Below are 20,439 nucleotides of genomic sequence, written 5' to 3'. Positions count from 1 at the left end.
CACGCCATGCGTGGATGAATCTCGGCGGCGCTAACCAAGGTTGGCGTCTACCAAAGGCAGCCAGGCATGGCCTGGCTCGACAGTAGATCCACGCCATGCGTGGATGAATCTTCCCGGCGCCAACCAAGGTTGGCGTCTACCAAAGTCAGCCAGGCATGGCTTGGCTCTACAGTAGATCCACGCCATGCGTGGATGAATCTCGGCGGCGCTAACCAAGGTTGGCGTCTACCAAAGGCAGCCAGGCATGGCCTGGCTCTACAGTAGATCCACGCCATGCGTGGATGGATCTCGCCGGCGCCAACCAAAGTTGGCGTCTACCAAAGGCAGCCAGGCATGGCCTGGCTCTACTGTAGATCCACGCCATGCGTGTCCGCCGTTATTTCTCCAGCGTCACCTCATCCAGCACCCACATCGCCGGGCGCGTGTCGCCGGTGAAGTTGATGCACAGATCGCCCGTGCCCGAGGTGCCCTTCGGCAAAGCCGCACGCAGGGTCACGAAGCCGTCGGCATCGGTCTGCGCCGGCAGCGGCACCTGTGCCAGGACCTTGCCGGTGCAATCACCGCGACGGATCAGCATTTCGCCGTGCGCGCTCCGGGCCTTTTCGAAGCGACGCTTCGGCTCGTCGTGGGCCAGCTGGAAGTAGTACGGAATGCGCCCTGCACGCACTTCCACGCTGCCGATGCCATCCAGCTGTGCCTGCGGCCAACGCCAGCACGGCTGGAAGATGTCGACGGTGAACACCGCACGCGCACCTTCGCGCGGACCATCATCTTCCAGGCGCAGGACAAGGCCCTTCTCGCCGACGCAGCTGCGCAGTGCTTCGCTGTGCCGCGACAGCAGCGACTGCGCGGTGTACGCCGCCACCGTCGGCTTCGCAGCCAGCGGCTGGCCCTGGTAGAAGGCGGCAGCCTGCACCGTCGCCGGCAGCGTGGACGTCAGTGGCTGCCGGTACAGCGGCGATTGCGCGGTCACCGGCTTGCCGTCGCTGCTGTAGCGCACTTCATAGCCCAGTGGATTGGCCAGCGACACGGTCACCGTGTTCGCCGCGCGGTCATCGGTGTAGGCCACGCCTACTTCGAACGGCGTCTGCGCGTAGGCAAGGTCCCAGGCCCGATAGCGCTGCAGCTGCGAGGGCAGGCGGGCCAGGAAGTCGCGGAAATCGCGACGCTCCGGCGTGCTCCAGCCGGTCTCGGCCACGGCGGCCAGGCGCGGGAACAGGTTGTGCTGCAGACGCGCGTAGGTGCGCGTGTGCTCGGTGAACATGTTCGCCTGCAGGCCGAGGATGTGCCCGCGCTTGTCGGCGGCCAGTTCGGCCGGCACCGGTTCGTAGTTGTAGAGCTTGGCCAGGTTCACCTGCGTCGGCCGGCCCGGCGGTTCGTTTGGCGAGGCCGTCTGCAGGTAATCCAGGTACAGGTGGCTGACCGGCGACATCACCACATCGTGGCCGGCGCTGGCCGCAGCAAGGCCGCCTTCGGTGCCGCGCCAGGACATTACCGTGGCCTGCGGCGGCAGGCCGCCCTCAAGGATTTCGTCCCAGCCGATCAGGCGACGGTCGTGTTGTTCCAGGAAGGTTTCCAGGCGCTTGATGATGTGGCTCTGCATGGCCATCTCATCCTTGATGCCGAGCGCGCGCATGCGCTGCTGCACCTGTTTTGATGCTTCCCACTGGTCCTTCACCGCCTCGTCGCCACCCACATGCACATACCTGGCCGGGAACAGCTGGATCACTTCTTCCAGCACGTTTTCCAGGAAGGTAACGGTGCCGTCCTCGACGTTGAACAGGTTCGGGAACACGCCCCATTCGCTCAACGGCTTCAACGGCGTGTCGATCGTACCCAGTTCCGGATAGGCGGCGATGGCAGCGGTGGCGTGGCCGGGTACATCGATCTCCGGAATGACCTGGATATGCAGCTTGGCGGCGTAGGCGATCACTTCGCGGATCTGGTCCTGCGTGTAGAAGCCGCAGTACGGATGCTCCTTGCCACTGACCGGATCGATGCCGCCATCACCGGCCGGAAGGCGGCAGCTGCCGACTTCGGTCAGCTTCGGGTAGCGCTTGATCTCCATGCGCCAGCCCTGGTCGTCGGTCAGGTGCCAATGGAAGGTGTTGAGCTTGTGCGCTGCCATCGCATCGAGCACGCGCTTGATCTCGTCCAGGCTCTGGAAGTGCCGCGCCGAGTCGAGCATGAAGCCACGCCAGCTGAAGCGCGGCGCATCCTGGATCTGCACGGCCGGCAGCACGCCGTTGCTGCCGCCGGTGGCGAGCTGGGCCAGGGTGGTGGCGCCGTAGAACAGGCCGGTCTCGTTGCCGGCCTGCACCAGCACGCCCTGCGCGGTGCTTTCCAGCGTGTAGCCCTCGCCGCTGTCGCGGAAGGTCGGCACGATCTGGAAGCGGATGCTGTTGCCCTTGGCGGCGGCCTTGCCGTTGGCCACGGCCAGTCGCGGCCCACCACTGCGCGCCAGCAGGTCGGCGAACTGTGCGGCCACGCGCTGTGCGGCTTCGCCATCGGCATGCAGCACGGTAGCGGCGCCCACGGTGATGCCCGCGCCGTTGCCGCGCTGCACGTTGGCCGGTGCGGGAATCAACATCAGGCTGCCGGCGCGCAGCTGCGGGCCAGGGCCGGTATCGAGTGCCGGGGCATCGGCGGCCAGTGCCGGCAGCACAGGCAGGGCGGCCAGCAGGCTGCCCAGCAACAGAAGGCTGCGCATCCTGGCGCGGGTGGGCTTCGTCATCGGAAGGACTCCTTGGATCGGGTGCGATGTTCGCTATACATGAAAAACGCCGGGCCCGGAATGACCCAGGCCCGGCGTGCGTGCACGACTCGGCGATGAGGCTGCCGCTGGATCAGTACTTGAAGCGGAAGTTCAGGTAGTACTGGCGACCGTTGCTGTAGAACGAGGTCGGAATGGCCGCGGTCTGGTAGTACTTGTAGGTCGGGTTGTTGAGGTTCAGGCCATCCAGGCTGATGCTCAGCCAGTCGGTGGCCTTGAAGCTCAGCGACGCCGACAGCGTGCCGAAGTCATCCTGGTAGTACGGGTTGGTGCCCGACAGGCTGATCAGGAACGAGGAACGGTGGGTATAGCTGACCCGTGCACCGAAGCGCTCGTTCTCGAAGTACGCGCCCACGTTGTAGGTGTTCTTCGAAGTGCCCAGCAGGTTGTGCGAACCATCGGACCAGGTGTGCGCGGTCGTGCCGTTGGCGTAGGTGTAGTTGGCGTTGACGCCGAAGTATTCGCCGATCGGCTGCTCGTAGGCCACTTCCACGCCGGTGACCTTGCCGTCGGCATTGATCGGGGTGGAGATCTGGTAGGTCTCAAGCTGGTTGGTCAGTTCGCTGTACAGCTGGCGCGAGACGACGTCGAAGGCGATGTAGTCCTTCAGGTCCATGTGGTAGGCGCCGATCGACAACAGGCCGCGCGGCATGAAGTACCACTCCAGGTTGGCATCCAGGTTGGTGGACAGGGTCGGCTTGAGGTTCGGGTTGCCGCCGCCGCCGGTCCGGTTCAGGTCGGAACCGTACGAGGACGCGCCCAGTGCCGAGTAGTCCGGCAGGGTCTGGGTCTGCGACGCGGCCACGCGCAGCACGAGGTTGTCGTCGAGGTCGAACTTGATGTTGGCGCTGGGCAGCACGCGGTTGCGCTTGTTCTGGAAGGCCATGCGTTCCCACATGCCGAACAGGCTGCTGACATCCGCATCGGCAGCATTGCTGACGGCGTTGTAGGTATCGATGTCCTGCTTGATGTTGACGTAGCGCAGGCCCAGGTTGCCGCTCCACCAGTCACCGCGGAAATTGGCCTGCACGTAGCCGGCGAAGTTCTTTTCCTTCACCCGCCACTCGGCGCCGTAGTTGTGGCGACCGGTCGGGCCGTCGTTGCCCGCCAGCCAGGTGGAGTTGTTGGTCACCGCCTCCTTCAGCGCACCGGGGGTGAAGTACCAGATGTTGCGCGGGAAGGTGCCGCCGATATCGCCGGCAAAACCGTTCGGGTAGTTGGAGGTGGCGCCGTTCTTCAGTGCACTCCAGATGTCACCCGGGGTGGCGCCTTCCGGCGACAGCGCTTCGCGCTTGTGATCGGCAAAGCGCACACCGAAATCGAGCGAGCTCAGCACGCCGCCGTCGTTGAAGTACTGGTTGAAGTCGAGCGTGGCCCACTTCTCCTTGTCTTCGGCGGTGACCTGCTGGTTGCCCCAGGTGCCGAAGCTGGTGACGCCGTTGGGCGAGAGGTCGCCGCCGACGTTCCAGTCGATCGGCGAGCCGCTGCCGTGCGTGGCCCAGCTGGCGCCACCGCCGCCGGCCAGGGTGACCTCGGCGATGTACTGGCGCGGGGTCTCACCGGTGCCCTTGGTGCTGCCGGCCTGGAACTTGGCGGTCAGGCTGTCGCTGATCTGCCAGTCGGCATCGAAGGTGACGTAGCTCGACTTGGCCTTCGACTCGCGGTAGATCATGTCGTACACCGCGTAGTTGGTGCCCGGCACGCCTGCGTAGGTGGCGTTGGTCAGCACGCCATCCTTGACCACATAGCCCGGGTTCGGCGCCTGCACCTTGGCGAAGCTGTTGCCGAACATCATGAAGTTGCGGTTGTAGTTGTTCGCCTTCAGCTCGGAGCTGAAACCATTCAGGCCCAGGGTGAGGGTGTCGGTCGGCTTGAACTGCAGCGAGACCAGGCCGCCCTTGCGCTCGCGGGTCTGTTCGAACAGGGTCGAACCCAGCAGGCCGGGAACGTTGACGCCGATCAGGTCCGGATTGGTCAGGGCCACCGGATCCTTGGGACCGATCTGGAAGAAGCCACCCGGAATTTCCTGCGCTTCACGGCGCAGTTCGCGCTTCTGGCTGAAGCCCTGCACCATCACGCCGAAGGTGTTTTCTTCGTTCTTGTAGTTGAACAATGCCGAGTACTGCGGGTCGTTCGACTTGGCCTGGTCCGAACGCACCATGCCGATCGAGCCTTCAGCGGTGAACTGCTTGGAGAACTCCAGCGGCTTGCGGGTGATGATGTTGACGGTACCGGTGGTGCCACCGTCCTGCAGCTTGGCCTGCGAGGACTTGTTCACTTCCACCGAGCTGACCAGTTCCGACGGCAGCAGCGAGTAGCTGACGCTGCGGCCGACGTTGTTGCCCTGGCTGAGCACGAACCAGTCGGCCGAACCGACGGTGTGGCCGTTGATCAGGGTCTGGGTGAGGCTGGGGCTGGTGCCGCGCAGGCTGACACGGTCGGCTTCGTCGAAGCCGCCCTCATCGGCGCTGGACGAGCTGATGTTGACGCCCGGCAGGCGCTGCAGGGTATCGGCCACGTTGTGCGCCGGCAGCTTGCCCACGTCTTCGGCGGTGACCACTTCCACGCGCGCATTGGCTTCGCGCTTGGTGTCCAGCGACTTCTCCATCGAACCGCGGATACCGGTAACGGTGACGGTGTCCAGATCGGTGGCGGTCGGGGCGGCCTGCTGCGCGTGCGCACTGAAGGCGATGCAGCTGACGATGGCGGCCGAAAGCAAGGTCTTGCGGGTATTCATGATGTCTCTCCTCATCACTCGATTGGATGCCGGCGGCGATATGGGATTGCGGTTGCGATGACGTGCGCGGGGCGGCGGCGATGTCCCGGCATTGGCGTGCCACGTACTGCGTGCTGCGATTGCGTTGAAGCCGATTGCAGGTTCAGGCGTCGGCGTGGAGCAGGTACCAGCTGGCAGCGCCGATCACGCCCAGCTGTCCGTGCTCGACCACCTTCACCGGGATGCGTGCCAGCGCCTCGCCCATCGGCCCCTTCTGCAGGTAGCGTTCGACGAAGGTGCTGGTACGCAGGTACTCGCGGATCTGCGGCAGGATCCCGCCGGCCAGGTACACCCCGCCGTGGGCGCCGTAGAACAGGGCCATGTCGCCGATGGTGCTGCCGAGCAGGCCGCAGAACACATCCAGCGCCTGCCGTGCCAGCGGATCGGTGCCGGACATCGCCGCAGCGGTGACCGCATCGGGGCTGGCCAGCGCCGGTGCCTGCCCCTGCAGCGCGCAGATCGCGCGGTACAGGTTCATCAGGCCGGGACCGGAAAGGGCATGTTCGATCGACACGTGCGCGCGGTCGCGCTGCATATGGCGGACGATCGCCATTTCCAGTTCGGTGCTGGCGGCCAGGGTCGGCTGCCCGGCTTCGGTGGCGAGCACCACCGGGCCGTTGGCGGTGGGAATCCACAGCGCCGCGCCCAGGCCCGTGCCGGGGCCGACCACCAGGGTCGGGCCGCGCGGCGCCGTTTCCGGGCCGCACAGGTGCAGCACGCCGCTGGCATCGACCTGCGCGGCTGCGTAGGCCACCGCTTCGAAGTCGTTGACGATGTGCACCCGCTGCAGGCCGACGTCGGCCTCGATCTGCCGCGCCGACAACGGCCACGGCACGTTGGCGGTGATCACCGTGCCGTCTTCGCGGGCGTAGCCGGCGGTGGCGACCACGCAATGCGACGGGCGTGGGCCTTCGGCCAGGAAGTCGGCGAGGATCGCGCTGAGCCCGGCGTGGTCGGCGTTGCGGTACTTGCGGTAATCGAGCACCTGCACCGGATGGGCATCGTCGCCGCTGGCCTGGACCCGGGCGACACGCACATGGGTGCCGCCAACGTCGGCAGCCAGGAACGAGGGCGCGACGCGGGACAGGACATGGGCCGGGGCGGGATGGCTGGCGGTCACGCGGGCTCCTGCTGCAGGTGGGGCCGGCCCCGGGAAGGGCAACGATGGAGCCGGCGATTGGGCGGAGTCTGTAACCGCGTTGACAACGATGTCAACGAGTTCGTGACACTTTCGTTGCTGCGCCGCAACGAATGCAGATCGCCGTAAACGTTTACATGGCGTGAGTACTGCATCCCGGGCGGAACCGTTGCAGCAAGGGGCTTCAAGGGCCAAGCGCATTCAGCGGATGGCCGTGCAACGCGCTTGCGCAGTGCAACATGAGGTGTGGTGACCCGCGCATGGAAGTTGACAAACGGTCGCTGTCCATCGAAAGAATGTGACAACGTTGTTCCCAGCCACTCTCCGACGCCGTGTTCTGCGGCCGTCGCCGCAGGAGCCTTCCTGATGTCAGCCGTCCCCGCTGCAAGCGCACGCCCGAACGTGGCCTCGTCCATCGCCATCGTCGGCGTGCTGTTCTTCCTGATCGGCTTCTTCACCTGGCTCAACGGCCCGTTGATCACCTTCGTCAAACTCGCCTTCGAGCTGAGCGAGGTCGGCGCCTTCCTGGTGCTGATGGTGTTCTACCTGTCCTACTTCTTCCTGGCCCTGCCGGCGTCGTGGATCCTGCGCCGCACCGGCATGAAAAAAGGCCTGAGCCTGAGCCTGCTGGTGATGGCCGGTGGTGCGGCGCTGTTCGGTGAATTCGCCACCCAGCGCTGGTATCCCGGTGCACTGGGCGGCCTGTTCGTGATCGGTAGCGGCCTTGCGCTGCTGCAGACCGCGATCAACCCGTACATCTCCATCCTCGGCCCGATCGAAACCGCCGCACGGCGCATCGCGATGATGGGCATCTGCAACAAGATCGCTGGCATCCTTGCGCCGATATTGATCGGCACTCTGGTGCTGCATGGCATCGGTGATCTCGACGCCCAGGTGCAGGCCGCCGATGCGGCCACCAAGGCCACGCTGCTCAACCAGTTCGCGGCCAAGATCCACGCGCCGTATCTGGCCATGGCCGGTTTGCTGGTGCTGCTGGCGGTGGCGGTATTGTTCTCGCCGCTGCCCGAAATCAAGGCCTCCGAGGCCAATGCCACTCCAGCCGGCGTGCCAGGCAAGGCCGAGCGCAGCAGCATCTTCCAGTTCCCGCATCTGTGGCTGGGCGTGCTCTGCCTGTTCGTCTACGTCGGCGTGGAAGTAATGGCCGGAGATGCCATCGGTACCTACGGTCATGGCTTCGACCTGCCGCTGGACCAGACCAAGATGTTCACCGCGTTCACCCTGTTTGCGATGCTCATCGGCTACGTGGTCGGCCTGGTGTTGATCCCGCGAGTGGTCTCGCAGTCGCGCTACCTGACCGTCTCGGCGGTACTGGGCGTGCTGTTCTGCCTGGGCGCCTTCTTCACCCACGGCTATGTGTCGGTCGCCTTCGTGGCACTGCTGGGCTTTGCCAACGCGATGATGTGGCCGGCGATCTTCCCGCTGGCGATCCGTGGCCTGGGCCGCTTCACCGAAACCGGTTCGGCGCTGCTGGTCATGGGCATCGCCGGCGGCGCGATCATTCCGCAGCTGTTTGCCGTGCTCAAGCAGCACATCGACTTCCAGCTGGTGTTCCTGCTGCTGATGGTGCCCTGCTACCTGTACATCCTGTTCTACTCGGTGGTCGGCCATCGCGTCGGCCTGCCGCAGGACAAGGTCTGATCGGCGATGATGGACGGCAGCCAACCCCAGGAAAAGCCGATGCGCAGAGCGACCATCAAGGACGTTGCCGAAAAGGCCAAGGTCTCGCTGAAGACGGTGTCGCGGGTGATCAACAACGAGCCCTCGGTCATGCAGGCCACCCGTGCGCGGGTGCTGCGTGCCATTGCTGAGCTCGACTACGAACCCGATCCGTCGGCGCGCAACCTGCGCAGCGGCACCACCTTCGTGATCGGGCTGGTGTACGACAACCCCAACCCGTACCACATCATCGGCGTGCAGAACGGCGTGCTCGCGGCCTGCCGCGAAACCGGCTTCGGCCTGCAGATCCATCCGTGCGATTCCAGTTCGCCGCTGCTGGCCGATGAACTGGCCGACTGGGTGCAGCGCTCGCGCCTGGCCGGGCTGGTGCTGACCGCACCGATGTCCGAACGTCGCGACCTGGTCCAGGCGCTCACCGCGCGCGGGATCAAGCTGGTGCGGATCATCGCCGCCACCGAAGATCCGGCTGATGGCGCCTGCGTGTTCGTCGACGACCGCGAAGCCGCCTATGAAATCACCGAGCACCTGATCCAGCTGGGCCACCAGCGCATCGGCTTCCTCTGGGGTGGCACCTCGCACCGTTCTTCGGGCGAACGCTACGCCGGTTACGAGGCCGCGCTGAAGGACTACGGCATGACCGTGGACAAGCATCTGGTGGTGCAGGGCGACTACACCTTCGACGATGGTTTCCGCGGTGCGCGGCGCCTGCTGGCACTGCGCGAACCGCCCACCGCCATCTTCGGTTCCAACGATGAAATCGCCGCCGGCGTGCTGGCCGCAGCGAAGTCGGCCGGCATGAACGTGCCCTACGACCTGTCCATTGCCGGCTTCGAGGACAGTCCGTTCTCGCGCCAGTCGTGGCCGCCGCTGACCACCGCCAAGCAGGCCACCGAAGACATCGCCCGCCATGCCGCGCGCCTGCTGATCGCACAGCTGCGCAGCGATGCCTACGACGATGCGCCGGCGCCGCTGCACAACCAGGGCTTCGTGCCGCAACTGGTGGTGCGCGGCTCGACTGCTCCGATGCGTCCTGCCGCCGCGCGCCCCCTTCCTTCCGATCCTTCCTGAGCCTGCCATGTCGCTGTCCGATCCCCCCGCCACCCTGATGTTCGCCGAGGCTGCCGAAGCGGCCGAGGTCGTTGCCCGCCAGTTCGCCCGCAACCACGCCGTGATGGAGACGCTGGCAGCCAGCCTGCGCGCTGCGCCGCCGCCGTTCGTGGTGACCTGCGCACGTGGCAGCTCCGACCATGCCGCCACCTACGGCAAGTACCTGCTGGAAACCCAGCTGGGCCTGGTCGTTGCCTCGGCCTCGCCATCGGTGGGCTCGGTCTACGCGGCACCGCTGCAGCTGCGCGGTGCGTTGTTCATTGTCATCTCGCAGTCCGGCAAGAGCCCGGACCTGCTGCGCAATGCCGAAGCGGCCAAGGCCGCTGGCGCGCGCGTGGTGGCGCTGGTCAACGTCGAGGATTCTCCGCTGGCACAACTGGCCGATACGGTCATTCCGCTGCATGCCGGCGTGGAGAAGAGCGTGGCAGCGACCAAGAGCTACCTCGCTTCGTTGTCCGCGCTGCTGCAGCTGGCCGCGTACTGGAAGCAGGACAGCGCGCTGCGCAACGCTCTGGACCTGCTGCCCGATGCCATGCGCGAGGCCTGGCAATGCGACTGGAGCGCGGTGACCGATGGCCTGGTGGAGGCCAACAACCTGTTCGTGCTCGGCCGTGGCCTCGGCCTGGGCGCGGCGCAGGAAGCGGCGCTGAAGTTCAAGGAAACCTGCAGCCTGCATGCCGAGGCCTACAGCTCGGCCGAGGTCAAGCATGGTCCGATGGCGCTGGTCGATCGCGGCTTCCCGGTGCTGGCCTTTGCCCAGCCCGATGAGACCGGCGCCGGTACCCGTGCCGTGGCTGAAGAGTTCACCGCACGTGGCGCCAAGGTGTGGCTGGCCGGTGCCGGCGGCAACCTGCCGGTCGCTGCCGCGCCGCATCCGCTGTGCGCGCCGCTGCTGACGGTGCAGAGCTTCTATCGCGCGATCAATGCACTGGCGCTGCGCCGCGGCTTCAACCCGGATCTGCCGCCGCATCTGAACAAGGTGACGGAGACGGTGTGATGGCAACCGTCCTGCGCAATGCCCGCATTCTTGCCGGCGATGAGTTCCGCGATGATCTTGCGGTGGTGATCGAAGACGGCCACATCAGCGCGCTGCTGCCCGACGCGGCGCCGCAGCTGGGTACGGCCGACGAGCAGGTGGATCTGGGCGGTGGCTGGCTGCTGCCCGGCTTCATCGATGTACAGGTCAATGGCGGTGGCGGCGCGCTGTTCAACAACACGCCCGACGTCGAGTCGCTGCGTACGATTGCCCGTGCGCATCGCCGCTTCGGCACCACGGCGATGCTGCCGACCCTGATCAGTGACGACGTGGTCGTGATGCGCGAGGCGATCGGCGCGATGCGCCAGGCGATCGCACAGGGCGTGCCCGGCGTGATCGGCATCCACCTGGAAGGCCCGTACATCGCACCGGCGCGCAAGGGCACGCACGATGCCAGCAAGTTCCGCGTGCCGGACGAGCAGGAAATCGAACTGGCGTCGTCGCTGGACAACGGCGTGACCCTGCTGACCCTGGCGCCCGAGCGCGTGCCGCTGGAGACCATCCGCGCGCTGGTCGAGCGCGGTGTGATCGTCGCTGCTGGCCACACGGCCGGCACCTATGAAGAGATCCGTGCCGGCCTCGATGCCGGCGTGCGTGGCTTCACCCATCTGTACAACGCGATGTCGCCGCTGCAGGGCCGCGAACCCGGCGCAGTCGGCGCGGCGCTGGAAGATCGCGACAGCTGGATCGGCATCATCGTCGATGGCGTGCACGTGCATCCGGCCAGCCTGCGGGTGGCGCTGGCGGCCAAGCCGCGTGGCCGCCTGCTGCTGGTGACCGACGCGATGCCGCCGGTCGGTGCCGACGATCCGAGCTACGTGCTGTATGGCGAAACCATCACTGCCATCGACGGCGTGGTGCGCAACGCGGCCGGTTCGCTGGCCGGTTCGGCGCTGGACATGGCCACCGCCGTGCGCAACACCGTGCAGTTGCTGCGCCAGCCGCTGGCTGAAGCCGCGCGCATGGCCTCGACCTATCCGGCGCAGTTCCTCAATGTCGATGATCGCCTGGGTTACATCGCCGAGGGCTACCAGGCCGACCTGGTGCTGCTGGACGACGCGCTGCAGGTGCGTGGTACGTGGATCGCCGGCCAGTACGAGGCGTCCTGACGATGAGCAGCGCGCCGCCACGCCGGTTGGGCTCGATCGACGCCCTGCGCGGCATGACCGTGGCGGCGATGCTGCTGGTCAACAACCCAGGCGACTGGAGCGCGGTGTTCGCACCGCTGCGCCATTCCGACTGGCACGGCTGCACGCCGACCGACCTGGTGTTCCCGTTCTTCCTGTTCTTGGTAGGCGTGTCGATGGCCTTCAGCGTTGCACCGCGCGCGCTGGATGCGGCCGCACGGCCAGCACTTGCACGTGGCGTGCTGGAACGCGCACTGCGCATCGCCGTTGCCGGTGTGCTGCTGCACCTGCTGGTGTGGTGGGCACTGCACACGCACCATTTCCGCATCTGGGGCGTGCTGCAGCGGATTGCGCTGTGCGCGGCCGTGGTGGGCGTGCTGGCGGTGTATGCGCGCCCGCGCGTGCAGGCGGCCGCGCTGGTGACGCTGCTGGTGGGCTACGCCGCGCTGCTGCTGGGCGTGGGTGACCTGGCGCCGTGGACCAACCCGGCCAGTCGCCTGGATACCACCTTGTTCGCGCCATGGATCTACCAATGGCAGGCCGATACCGGTCTGGGCCATGACCCGGAAGGATTGCTGAGCAGTCTGGGCGCATTGGCCAGCACCGTGCTGGGCCTGCTGGCAGGTGGCCTGCTGCGCAGTGGCCGCGCCGGTGCATTGGCCGCGCTGGGTGCGGTCACCGCCGTGCTTGGCCTGCTGCTGGCAACCGTACTGCCGCTCAACAAGCAGCTGTGGACGCCCAGCTACGTGCTGTGGACCGGTGGCCTGGCCGCGCTGGCATTGTGGCTGGGCCACCTGCTGATCGACCGCAAGGGATGGCCGGCACTGGGCCGGCGCTTCGGCGTCAATGCCATCACCGCCTATCTGGGTGCCTCGGTGATGTCGGTGATCCTGTTGGCCACCGGCGCCTGGGGTTGGGTCTGGCAACAGTTGGCCGCAGCAATGCCACAGGCGCTGGAGCTGGCCTCGATGCTGCAGGCGTTGGCGTTCGTCGCGCTGTGGTGGGGCGTGGCGTGGTGGTTGGACCGACGTCGCATTTATCTGAAGATCTGAGCGCGGCAAACATCGTGGAGAACGGCCCATCCACGCATGGCGTGGATCTACTGGGCGTGGCCCATCCGGGTGTGGATCCATGGCTATCCACGTGTGGCATGCCCGCTGTGCCATGCGTGGATGTTAAATCCGGGCGATGGGAAATGAATCGGTTCATCGACATGCGGGCTGCGTGACTACTCCCGGTTTCACAACGAAAGCGTGACCGACTGCCGATAAGTTCACCTATCGAAACCATTCATGGCAGGGCAGACTGCATCAGCAGTGTCGTACAGAGCATCCGCAGTTCCTGATCCCCCGACCCAGGAGTGCTGTATGTCCCATGTCGTCCCGCGCGGGTTCCGCCAGCGCCGCTTGACCGTTTCCCTGCTGCAGATCCTGGCGATGCCCTCGCTGCTCGCCCTGTCCGCCCCTGCCGCCTGGGCCGGCTGCGACGCGACGGCTCCCGTGGCCGGGCAGACCGTCACCTGCAGCAGCACCGCCCCCAATCCCGAGACAGCAGCCATCAGCGCCAGTGGCGCGGCAGGCATCACCGTGAATGTTGGCAATGGCGCGCAGCTGCAGCAGGCCGGCGCGGGCAGCGCCGTCTCCCTGCTCGGCGCTGGCGGGCACGTGCTCACCAATCTCGGTGCCATCAGCTCGGCGAGCGGTACCGCGGTACAGCTTGGCGGCGGTAGCCGCGTCGACAACACCGGCAGCATCAGTTCCGGCAGCGGTATCGCACTGCAGTTCAGCGGTGCCGGCGACAGCGAACTGGTCAACCGCGGCACCATCAGTGGCAGCAGCGGCGTGCAGTTCGGTGCCGGCAACGATCGTCTGCAGATGCTGGCCGGCAGCATCAGCGGCGGCGTGCAGCAGGGCGATGGCAACGACGTGCTGCTGCTCAGCGGCGGCACCATCGACAGCCTCGACCAGGGCAATGGCGATGACCAGCTGACCGTCAACGCCGGCACCATCACCGGGCTGGTGACGCAGGGCAGTGGCCGCGATGATTTCGTCATGACCGGCGGCACCATCGGCGCCCTGCAGCAGGGCGACAACATCGACACCTTCCGCATGAGCGGTGGCCGCATCGTCGGCGCGTTCGAAGATGGCGACCAGGCGTGGATGACCGGCGGCCGCATCGGCCGCGTCAACATGAAACTGGACAAGAACCTGTGGGACATGTCCGGCGGCACCGTCGACGGCAACGTGGTCACCGGCTTCGACACCGACACCATCATCATCTCCAACGACGCCTACATCGGCGGCAACATCAGCGTCAGTGGCGGCGCCGACAGCGTCACCATCACCGGTGGCACGGTGCGTGGCCAGGTGCTGCTGAGCACCGGCAACGACACCTTCAACTGGAATGGCGGCGGCATTGTCTACGGCGCCATCGACATGGGCCCCGACGATGACGTCGCGACCCTGGGCAATCTCAACCAGGCCAACCTGGGCGCTGTACCGCTGTTCGATGGTGGCACCGGCAGCGATCGCCTCAGCTTCAACAACGTCAAGACCGCTGGCGTCGGACGCTTCCAGAACTGGGAAGCGATCAGCCTGGCCAGCAGCACCGAGCTCACCTTCGATGGCGACCTGGTGCTGGGCGACAGTGCCACCGGCACCGGCAGCTTGAACGTGGACGAGACCAGCACGCTGTTCGGCGGTGGCGGCAACCATGCGATCCGTCCGTTCGCGACAGCTGCGCTGGTGAACATGGTCAACGCCGGGCGCATTGATCTGACCAACAACAGCGGCGCCGGCGATGCCTTCACCATCCGTGGCAACTATCGCGGCGACGGCGGTGGCGTGTACCTGCAGACCGTGCTGGGTGCGGACGACTCAGCCAGCGACCGCCTGGTCTTTGATGGCGGCACCGCCACCGGCAGCACCGGCCTTGGCATCATCAACACCGGTGGCGGAGGAGCGGCCACGCTGGTCGACGGTATCCTGGTGGTGCAGGCGCTGAACGGCGCAACCACCGCGCCAGGCGCGTTCTCGTTGTTCGCACCGGTCTCGGCCGGTGCCTACGAGTACTTCCTGTTCAAGGGCGGCGTCAGCGCCGGCACCGGCGAGAACTGGTACCTGCGTTCGACATTGGCGGCCGGGCCGACGCCCGCGCCGAACGGCGGCGGCGAAGTACTGCCGCCGCCACCGCCGACGCCACCGGTGGCGCCACCGCCGCCGATTCCCCCGGCACCCCCACCGCCGCCAGAGGGTGCCATCGATCCGGACCTGACCGCAGGCGAGACCGCACCGCCGCCACCGCCGCCGGAACCTGCGCCCGTAGCGCCGCCCAGTGATCCACCCGTACCGGACGTGCCGGTGGCCGGTGGCAGCCTGCCCGGTACCGGTTCGCCGCCGCCCAGTGCGGGGGCAAGGCCCGCCGCGCCGAACGAGAACGGCCTGGTGCCGCTGTACCGCCTGGAGACCGCGGCCTACGCCGTGGTGCCACCGCTGCTGCGCGAGACCTCGCTGGCCAGCCTGGGGACCTTCCATGAGCGCCAGGGCGAACAGCGCCTGCTGTACAACCAGGGCGCCTTCCGCACGGCATGGGGACGGCTGGTCGGGCAGAGCAGCGAGATCCACTGGAAAGGCGATGCACGGCCCGGCTTCGATGGTGACGTGATGGGTGTGCAGGCAGGCCTGGATGTGTGGGCTGCCAGCGGTGACAGCCACCGCAACCAGATCGGCGTGTTCGTCGGCCGCACCCGCGCCGATGGCAGGATCACCGGCCTGGCGGTGGGCTGGGACAACGTGTTGGTCGGCCAGAGCCGGTTGGACGACAAGCACGTGGGCCTGTACTGGACGTTGACCGACAGCAGCGGCGGCTACATCGACGCGGTGGCGATGCAGAGCCGCTACGACGGCCGCACGCGCTCCTCGCGCGGGCTGGGCATCGACCTCAAGGGCGATGGCACCACGCTGTCGCTGGAAGCGGGCAAGCCACTGCTGCAGTTCGGGCAGTCATCGTGGTGGCTGGAACCGCAGCTGCAGGTGATCTGGCAGCGCAGTTCACTGGATGACCAGCGTGATCTGGTGTCCACCGTTTCCTTCGACAACGACAACGCCTGGACCGGCCGCGTCGGCCTGCGCCTGGCGGGCGATTACCAGTTGGCCGACAACGGCTGGCAGCCGTACTTCAAGTTGAACTACTGGCATGGCCGTTCGGGCGAGGACCGCATCCTGTTCGACAGCGACGCGATCATCAATTCGCAGCGCTCGCGTGCTGTGGAGGCCGGTGTCGGCGTGGTCGGGCGCTTCAACCGCACGATCAGCGCGTATGCCGTGGCCGACTACACCCGCGAGGTTGGTGGCAGCGACAACGGCAAGCGCCGCATCATCGAAGGCAACATCGGCCTGCGCGCGGACTGGTGACGACCTCCGCTTGGGTGGGTGTCGACCTTGGTCGACACGAATCCAACCGACGCCATGACCCGCTCTGGTGGGTGCCGACCCAGGTCGGCACGAATCCCCCCGGCGCCATGATCCGCTCTGGTAGGTGTCGACCTCGGTCGACACGAATCCCTCCAGCGGCATGACCCGCTCTGGTAGGTGTCGACCTGGGTCGGCACGAATCCCTCCAGCGCCATGACCCGCTCTGGTGGGTGTCGACCCAGGTCGGTACGAATCCCTCCAGCGCCATGACCCGCTCTGGTAGGTGTCGACCTCGGTCGACACGCCCTGGCTACCAATCAAGCAATCCCAACGCCGCTGCATCACAACGGCGAACGCCCCAGCAACGCACCCGCGTGTTCGGCCAGCAGCTGTACCGCATGCAGCAGCCCTTCCTCCGTCAGCGGCGGGCACTGCGCCTCCGCGTCGTCCAGTTCACGCGCTGCCTGCGTCGCCAGCAGCACACCTCCCAGCGCCGACAACGCCAGCAGGCAGCGCGTGGTGCAGGCCAGATCGCGCGCCCGCGCCGGCGTGATGCGCAGTTCCGTCCACGGCTCGCCGTCAGCGGCGTGGCAGCGCGTGACGTCGCGCAGCCGCTTGAAGAAGGCGGGCGTGGGGGCAGCTTCATCGGCTTCGGCCAGCGCGTCTTCCAGCGCTTCGGCGGTGGCGTTGGGCAGCTGCAGGTCGGGCAGGGCATCACCCAGCAATGTGTGCAGGCGCGGATAGGTGGGGTAGAGCGTGGTCATGACAACAACCTCACAGGGCTGGGCCACCTGCGGGATGCAAGGTGGCGGGCGGTGCGGGTTGGCGTGCCGGTCAAGAGCAAAGAAGAAGCCGACGGACCCAAGGGTCCCCACGCACCGCCCGCCATGGACCGGCAGGTGGTGCATTGTCGCGAGTGCCTGCATCGAGGCAATCGGTCATCTTTGCTCATTGATTCAGGACGCCAATCCCGGCCAGCGCAGGTGGCGCCGGCACAGCGACCTTCGCGCGTTTGCCAGCGTGCCGACATGGGCAAAGTTGTAAATCGCAGTCCGATCCTGACGTGCCTGATGCGACACGCCGCGCGGCGGCCAAGGCGTTATGCTTCGCCTTCATTCAACGACAGGGAGATGTCGATGCGGAACAGCAAAGGATTGCCGGGGCGTGCGCTCCTCATCGCCGCGCTGCTGGCAACGACCGCTGCCACTGCGGCCGACGCCATCGAGATTCCATCACCCGCCGCACAGGAACAGCTGCTGGACATGCTTGAACGCGAGGCGCTTTACCGAGGCAGGGTCGATTGGCTTGCTACGCGCACGCGGCTGAAGGATGCGCAGGGCGATCCGGCCAAGGTCCGGACCGTCCTGGCCGAGGCCATCGGTCGCAGTTCAGGCGGTCATGGCAGCTGGATGACCCCGCAACGACAGCAGCAACGCGTGGAGCGTTTCGCCCGCGAAAATGCCACCGCCGCTGCCCGCAGCGAAAGTGACACCACTCGCGCACGTGACCCGCGTATCGGCCAGGTGCTGATCGAGGGCTATGCGGCAGACCCCGGTGCGCCGCCGCAGCAGCTGCAGCAACAGAACATCCAGCGTGCGGTGCGTTGGCAGAACGTCATCCGTGAAAAGGACAGCACGCCTCGCTGTGGCTGGATCGTCGACCTGCGCGACAACACCGGCGGCAACATGTGGCCGATGCTGCTGGGCGTTGCGCCGCTGCTGCGCACCTCGGCGATGGCTATCGAGGATGTGGGCTCATTCGAGACCGCCGACGGTCCGGTACGCTGGCAGACCACTGCCAGTGGCGTGCGCATGGGCGAGGCGACGCGCCTGGATTTCGGCCAGCCCGGCTATCTGCCCCGCCAGGTTGGCGCGCCGGTGGCGGTGTTGACCGGCCCGCGCACCGCCAGTTCCGGCGAAGCGACCGTACTGGCATTCCGAGGCCGGGCGCAGACCCGCAGTTTCGGACAGCCCACGGCAGGTGTATCGACGGCCAACGTGGTGCGCCGGCTGGTGGACGGCAGCGCGTTGGTGCTGACCACCAGCGTCATGCGCGATCGCAATGGAAATGGCGACGGGCGGAAGATCGCGCCGGACCAGGCCACCGCTGGCGATGCCGCCACGGTGGCGGCGGCCGAAGCCTGGCTGCTGGCCCAGCCCGCCTGCAAGGAGGGCTGAACGTTGCTGCTGATCGGCCAACACGAACGGGTGCTGATTGTCGGCCCCACCGAATCGCACCACTGCCTGCGCTGCCAGACCGAAACCGAATTCGCCCCGCAGCTGCGCTACAGGATGGCGCGCATCGACCTGCTGTTCGGCTTCGTCTACCAGCGCCGCTACGAGCTGGCCTGCACCGGCTGCGAACATGGCTGGGTGTTGGATACCGAAAGCATGGACCAGCAGCTGGGCGGGGTACCGATCCCGTTCCGGCACCGCTTTGGCCTGCCGGTGATGCTGATGGTGGTGGCCGGGCTGGCGGTGGCGGGGTGGATGTGGCGGCATGGACACGTCGCTTGAAGACGCGGGCTGCTAAAGTTGCAGCCAGTAGCCACGCAGTCGGACCCCACCATGGACCACGAAACGCCGTTCGAACCCGCCAACGACCTGGAAGTGCGCCTGTTGCAGGCCCAGGACGGAACCCTCACGGCCTCGCAGTTCCTCGACGGCCTGCTGACCGCGCCGGTGTTCGTGCTGCTGGACAAGGCCATCGGTGAAGACGGCGCCTGGGACGAGAGCATTTCGCCGCTGGTGCTGACCAGCGAAAGCGGCGAGCCGATGTTTGCGGTGTTCACCGCGCCCGAGCGCGCGGAGATCTGGCACGAGCAGCTGCCGCAGTTTGCCCACGCCATGCCCATCGCGGTGCATGCACTGCTGTCGGGCATCGGTGAGGGCGTCGGCCTGGTGCTGAACCCCGGCCTGGACGTGGGCATGGAGATGATCCCCGATGCGGTGGAGCAGCTGAAGCAACGCGCGGCGGCGATTACCCGCGGGATGGCGCACTGATAGCGCTGTGGTTGCCGGCCAGCGGCCGGCACTACCGGTAAAAGTGCCGGATAAGCATCAGCGGGCGGCGGTGATCGCCTTCACCCGCGCCTTGGCCAGCGCCTCACCAATGGCCGGGCCTTTCAGGTGTGTGGTGTCCAGGTCCCGCGCCTGCACTGACAGCGCCGCCCGGTGCAGGCGCTTGAGTGTTTCGCCCTGCGGGTAGTCGCTGTCCTCGAAACCGAGCCGGCCACGCTTGTCGGCCTCGCAGCACAGCGCGATGCGTGCCACCCGCTCCGGCCGGCGCAACGCATCGCAGCGGCCCAGCAGTTCCAGCACGGTGGCATCGCGCAGTTCGTCGATGCGATGCACGTTCAGATGCTCGCGGCAGACGGCCTCGGCCAGTTGCTGGTGCTCGGTCGGAATCTTCAGGCGCGCGCACAGTGCTTTCAGCGGTTTGATGCCGCGCTGCTCGTGCATGATGTGGCGCGGCCATTCCTCGGCCGGGGTCAGGCCCTTGCCGAGGTCGTGGGTCAGTGCGGCGAAGCCGACCAGGTCATCACCGGGCGCGAGCGTCGCCGCCATGTCGCTGACCATTTCCTGGTGGATGCCGGTGTCGACTTCCGGATGGAATTCCGCGCGCTGCGGTACGCCGTACAGCGCTTCCAGCTCTGGCAGTATCGGGCCAAGCGCGTGCGCGTCGTGCAGGGTCCGCAGGAACGCCGATGGGCGTTCGCACACCAATGCCTTGCGCAGTTCCTGCCACACACGTTCCGGTACCAGCGCGTCGAGCTCGCCACTGGCGGCCACCTCGCGCATCAGCGCCATGGTTTCCGGCGCGACGGTGAAACCGAGCGAGGCGAAGCGGGCCATGAACCGCGCCGCACGCAGCACGCGTAGCGGGTCTTCAACGAATGCGGGACCGACATGGCGCAGCACGCGCTGCTCGATGTCGCGCGCGCCGCCATAGGGATCGACCAGCGCGCCGCTGTCTTCATCGCAGGCGATGGCATTGATGGTGAAGTCGCGGCGCTGCAGGTCTTCTTCCAGCGTCACCGCCGGATCGGCATCGACCACGAAGCCGCGGTAGCCACGGCCGGATTTGCGTTCGGTGCGGGCCAGCGCGTATTCCTCGCCGGTCTTCGGGTGCAGGAAGACGGGAAAATCACGGCCGACGGCGGTGTAGCCCTGCGCTTCCATCTGCGCGGGCGTGGCGCCGACGACGACCCAGTCACGGTCGCCGGCAGGCCGCTGCAACAGGCGGTCGCGCACGGCGCCGCCGACAAGATAGATCTTCATGGGGGGATGATGGCACGGTAGCGGGGGGGGGGGGGGGGGGGGGGGGGGGGGGGGGGGGGGGGGGGGGGGGGGGGGGGGGGGGGGGGGGGGGG

Annotated in this window: 14 protein-coding genes; 9 read left to right on the top strand and 5 right to left on the bottom strand. The window is 66.9% G+C overall.

Features of this window, described 5'->3' with window-relative positions; all coding sequences use genetic code 11:
• Positions 1–376 precede the first annotated feature (376 nt).
• From AC3WTC_RS18565 to AC3WTC_RS18555, 3 genes are all read right to left on the bottom strand, one after another.
• Entirely contained in the window at positions 377–2,734 is a 2,358-nt protein-coding gene (locus tag AC3WTC_RS18565) for a family 20 glycosylhydrolase (protein ID WP_492712240.1), read from the bottom strand.
• 112 nt (positions 2,735–2,846) lie between these two features.
• Positions 2,847–5,510 (bottom strand): TonB-dependent receptor, encoded by a 2,664-nt coding sequence (locus tag AC3WTC_RS18560; RefSeq protein WP_032975386.1) that lies wholly within the window; start codon positions 5,508–5,510, stop codon positions 2,847–2,849.
• Positions 5,511–5,652: 142 nt separating this feature from the next.
• Positions 5,653–6,669 (bottom strand): glucokinase family protein, encoded by a 1,017-nt coding sequence (locus AC3WTC_RS18555; RefSeq protein ID WP_093818013.1) that lies wholly within the window; start codon positions 6,667–6,669, stop codon positions 5,653–5,655.
• Between the two features lie 384 nt (positions 6,670–7,053).
• On the opposite strand from AC3WTC_RS18555, the gene AC3WTC_RS18550 reads away from it, so the two are divergent.
• The 6 genes from AC3WTC_RS18550 (at position 7,054) to AC3WTC_RS18525 (ending at position 16,067) form a co-directional block, all read left to right on the top strand.
• Positions 7,054–8,346, top strand: a complete 1,293-nt coding sequence (locus AC3WTC_RS18550; RefSeq protein ID WP_025878685.1) for a sugar MFS transporter — start codon at positions 7,054–7,056, stop codon at positions 8,344–8,346.
• Between the two features lie 39 nt (positions 8,347–8,385).
• The gene (locus AC3WTC_RS18545) at positions 8,386–9,453 is read left to right on the top strand and encodes a LacI family DNA-binding transcriptional regulator (protein ID WP_025878684.1); all 1,068 of its coding nucleotides are present in this window, start codon (positions 8,386–8,388) and stop codon (positions 9,451–9,453) included.
• 7 nt (positions 9,454–9,460) lie between these two features.
• Complete coding sequence (locus AC3WTC_RS18540) at positions 9,461–10,489, top strand: SIS domain-containing protein (RefSeq protein ID WP_492712238.1); 1,029 nt, start codon at positions 9,461–9,463, stop codon at positions 10,487–10,489.
• Entirely contained in the window at positions 10,489–11,637 is a 1,149-nt protein-coding gene (gene nagA, locus AC3WTC_RS18535; protein ID WP_492712236.1) for an N-acetylglucosamine-6-phosphate deacetylase, read from the top strand. Before AC3WTC_RS18540 ends, nagA begins: the two co-directional genes overlap by 1 nt.
• Positions 11,638–11,639: 2 nt before the next feature.
• A complete protein-coding gene (locus tag AC3WTC_RS18530) occupies positions 11,640–12,707 on the top strand; it encodes an acyltransferase family protein (protein WP_492712234.1) in 1,068 nt (355 codons plus the stop codon).
• Positions 12,708–13,022: 315 nt separating this feature from the next.
• Positions 13,023–16,067: an autotransporter family protein gene (locus AC3WTC_RS18525; protein WP_492712233.1), complete on the top strand. Its 3,045-nt coding sequence runs from the start codon at positions 13,023–13,025 to the stop codon at positions 16,065–16,067.
• Between the two features lie 341 nt (positions 16,068–16,408).
• Here AC3WTC_RS18525 and AC3WTC_RS18520 read toward each other — a convergent pair whose 3' ends face one another.
• Positions 16,409–16,831 carry a hypothetical protein gene (locus AC3WTC_RS18520; RefSeq protein WP_140227675.1) on the bottom strand — a complete coding sequence of 141 codons (423 nt, stop codon included), beginning with the start codon at positions 16,829–16,831 and terminating at the stop codon, positions 16,409–16,411.
• 372 nt (positions 16,832–17,203) lie between these two features.
• On the opposite strand from AC3WTC_RS18520, the gene AC3WTC_RS18515 reads away from it, so the two are divergent.
• The 3 genes from AC3WTC_RS18515 to AC3WTC_RS18505 are packed head-to-tail and all read left to right on the top strand — an operon-like array spanning position 17,204 to position 19,069.
• Positions 17,204–18,244, top strand: coding sequence for a S41 family peptidase (locus AC3WTC_RS18515; RefSeq protein ID WP_492712231.1), 1,041 nt, complete (start codon positions 17,204–17,206; stop codon positions 18,242–18,244).
• 3 nt (positions 18,245–18,247) lie between these two features.
• The gene (locus tag AC3WTC_RS18510; protein WP_208082316.1) at positions 18,248–18,583 is read left to right on the top strand and encodes a hypothetical protein; all 336 of its coding nucleotides are present in this window, start codon (positions 18,248–18,250) and stop codon (positions 18,581–18,583) included.
• Between the two features lie 51 nt (positions 18,584–18,634).
• Complete coding sequence (locus AC3WTC_RS18505; protein ID WP_025878675.1) at positions 18,635–19,069, top strand: SseB family protein; 435 nt, start codon at positions 18,635–18,637, stop codon at positions 19,067–19,069.
• Positions 19,070–19,126: 57 nt separating this feature from the next.
• Here AC3WTC_RS18505 and AC3WTC_RS18500 read toward each other — a convergent pair whose 3' ends face one another.
• Positions 19,127–20,347, bottom strand: a complete 1,221-nt coding sequence (locus tag AC3WTC_RS18500) for a multifunctional CCA addition/repair protein (protein WP_492712229.1) — start codon at positions 20,345–20,347, stop codon at positions 19,127–19,129.
• Positions 20,348–20,439: the final 92 nt, after the last annotated feature.

The organism is Stenotrophomonas sp. FW305-C-20-S1 (assembly GCF_058783335.1).
Note: the sequence above shows the minus strand (reverse complement) of the source record. Positions and strands in the feature narration are given on the sequence as shown.

Coding starts and splice junctions, on each gene's coding strand:
- AC3WTC_RS18565 (WP_492712240.1), bottom strand. CDS start 2,734: ATGACGAAGCCCACCCGCGCCAGGATGCGCAGCCTTCTGTTGCTGGGC.
- AC3WTC_RS18560 (WP_032975386.1), bottom strand. CDS start 5,510: ATGAATACCCGCAAGACCTTGCTTTCGGCCGCCATCGTCAGCTGCATC.
- AC3WTC_RS18550 (WP_025878685.1), top strand. CDS start 7,054: ATGTCAGCCGTCCCCGCTGCAAGCGCACGCCCGAACGTGGCCTCGTCC.
- AC3WTC_RS18545 (WP_025878684.1), top strand. CDS start 8,386: ATGCGCAGAGCGACCATCAAGGACGTTGCCGAAAAGGCCAAGGTCTCG.
- AC3WTC_RS18540 (WP_492712238.1), top strand. CDS start 9,461: ATGTCGCTGTCCGATCCCCCCGCCACCCTGATGTTCGCCGAGGCTGCC.
- nagA (WP_492712236.1), top strand. CDS start 10,489: ATGGCAACCGTCCTGCGCAATGCCCGCATTCTTGCCGGCGATGAGTTC.
- AC3WTC_RS18530 (WP_492712234.1), top strand. CDS start 11,640: ATGAGCAGCGCGCCGCCACGCCGGTTGGGCTCGATCGACGCCCTGCGC.
- AC3WTC_RS18525 (WP_492712233.1), top strand. CDS start 13,023: ATGTCCCATGTCGTCCCGCGCGGGTTCCGCCAGCGCCGCTTGACCGTT.
- AC3WTC_RS18520 (WP_140227675.1), bottom strand. CDS start 16,831: ATGACCACGCTCTACCCCACCTATCCGCGCCTGCACACATTGCTGGGT.
- AC3WTC_RS18515 (WP_492712231.1), top strand. CDS start 17,204: ATGCGGAACAGCAAAGGATTGCCGGGGCGTGCGCTCCTCATCGCCGCG.
- AC3WTC_RS18505 (WP_025878675.1), top strand. CDS start 18,635: ATGGACCACGAAACGCCGTTCGAACCCGCCAACGACCTGGAAGTGCGC.
- AC3WTC_RS18500 (WP_492712229.1), bottom strand. CDS start 20,347: ATGAAGATCTATCTTGTCGGCGGCGCCGTGCGCGACCGCCTGTTGCAG.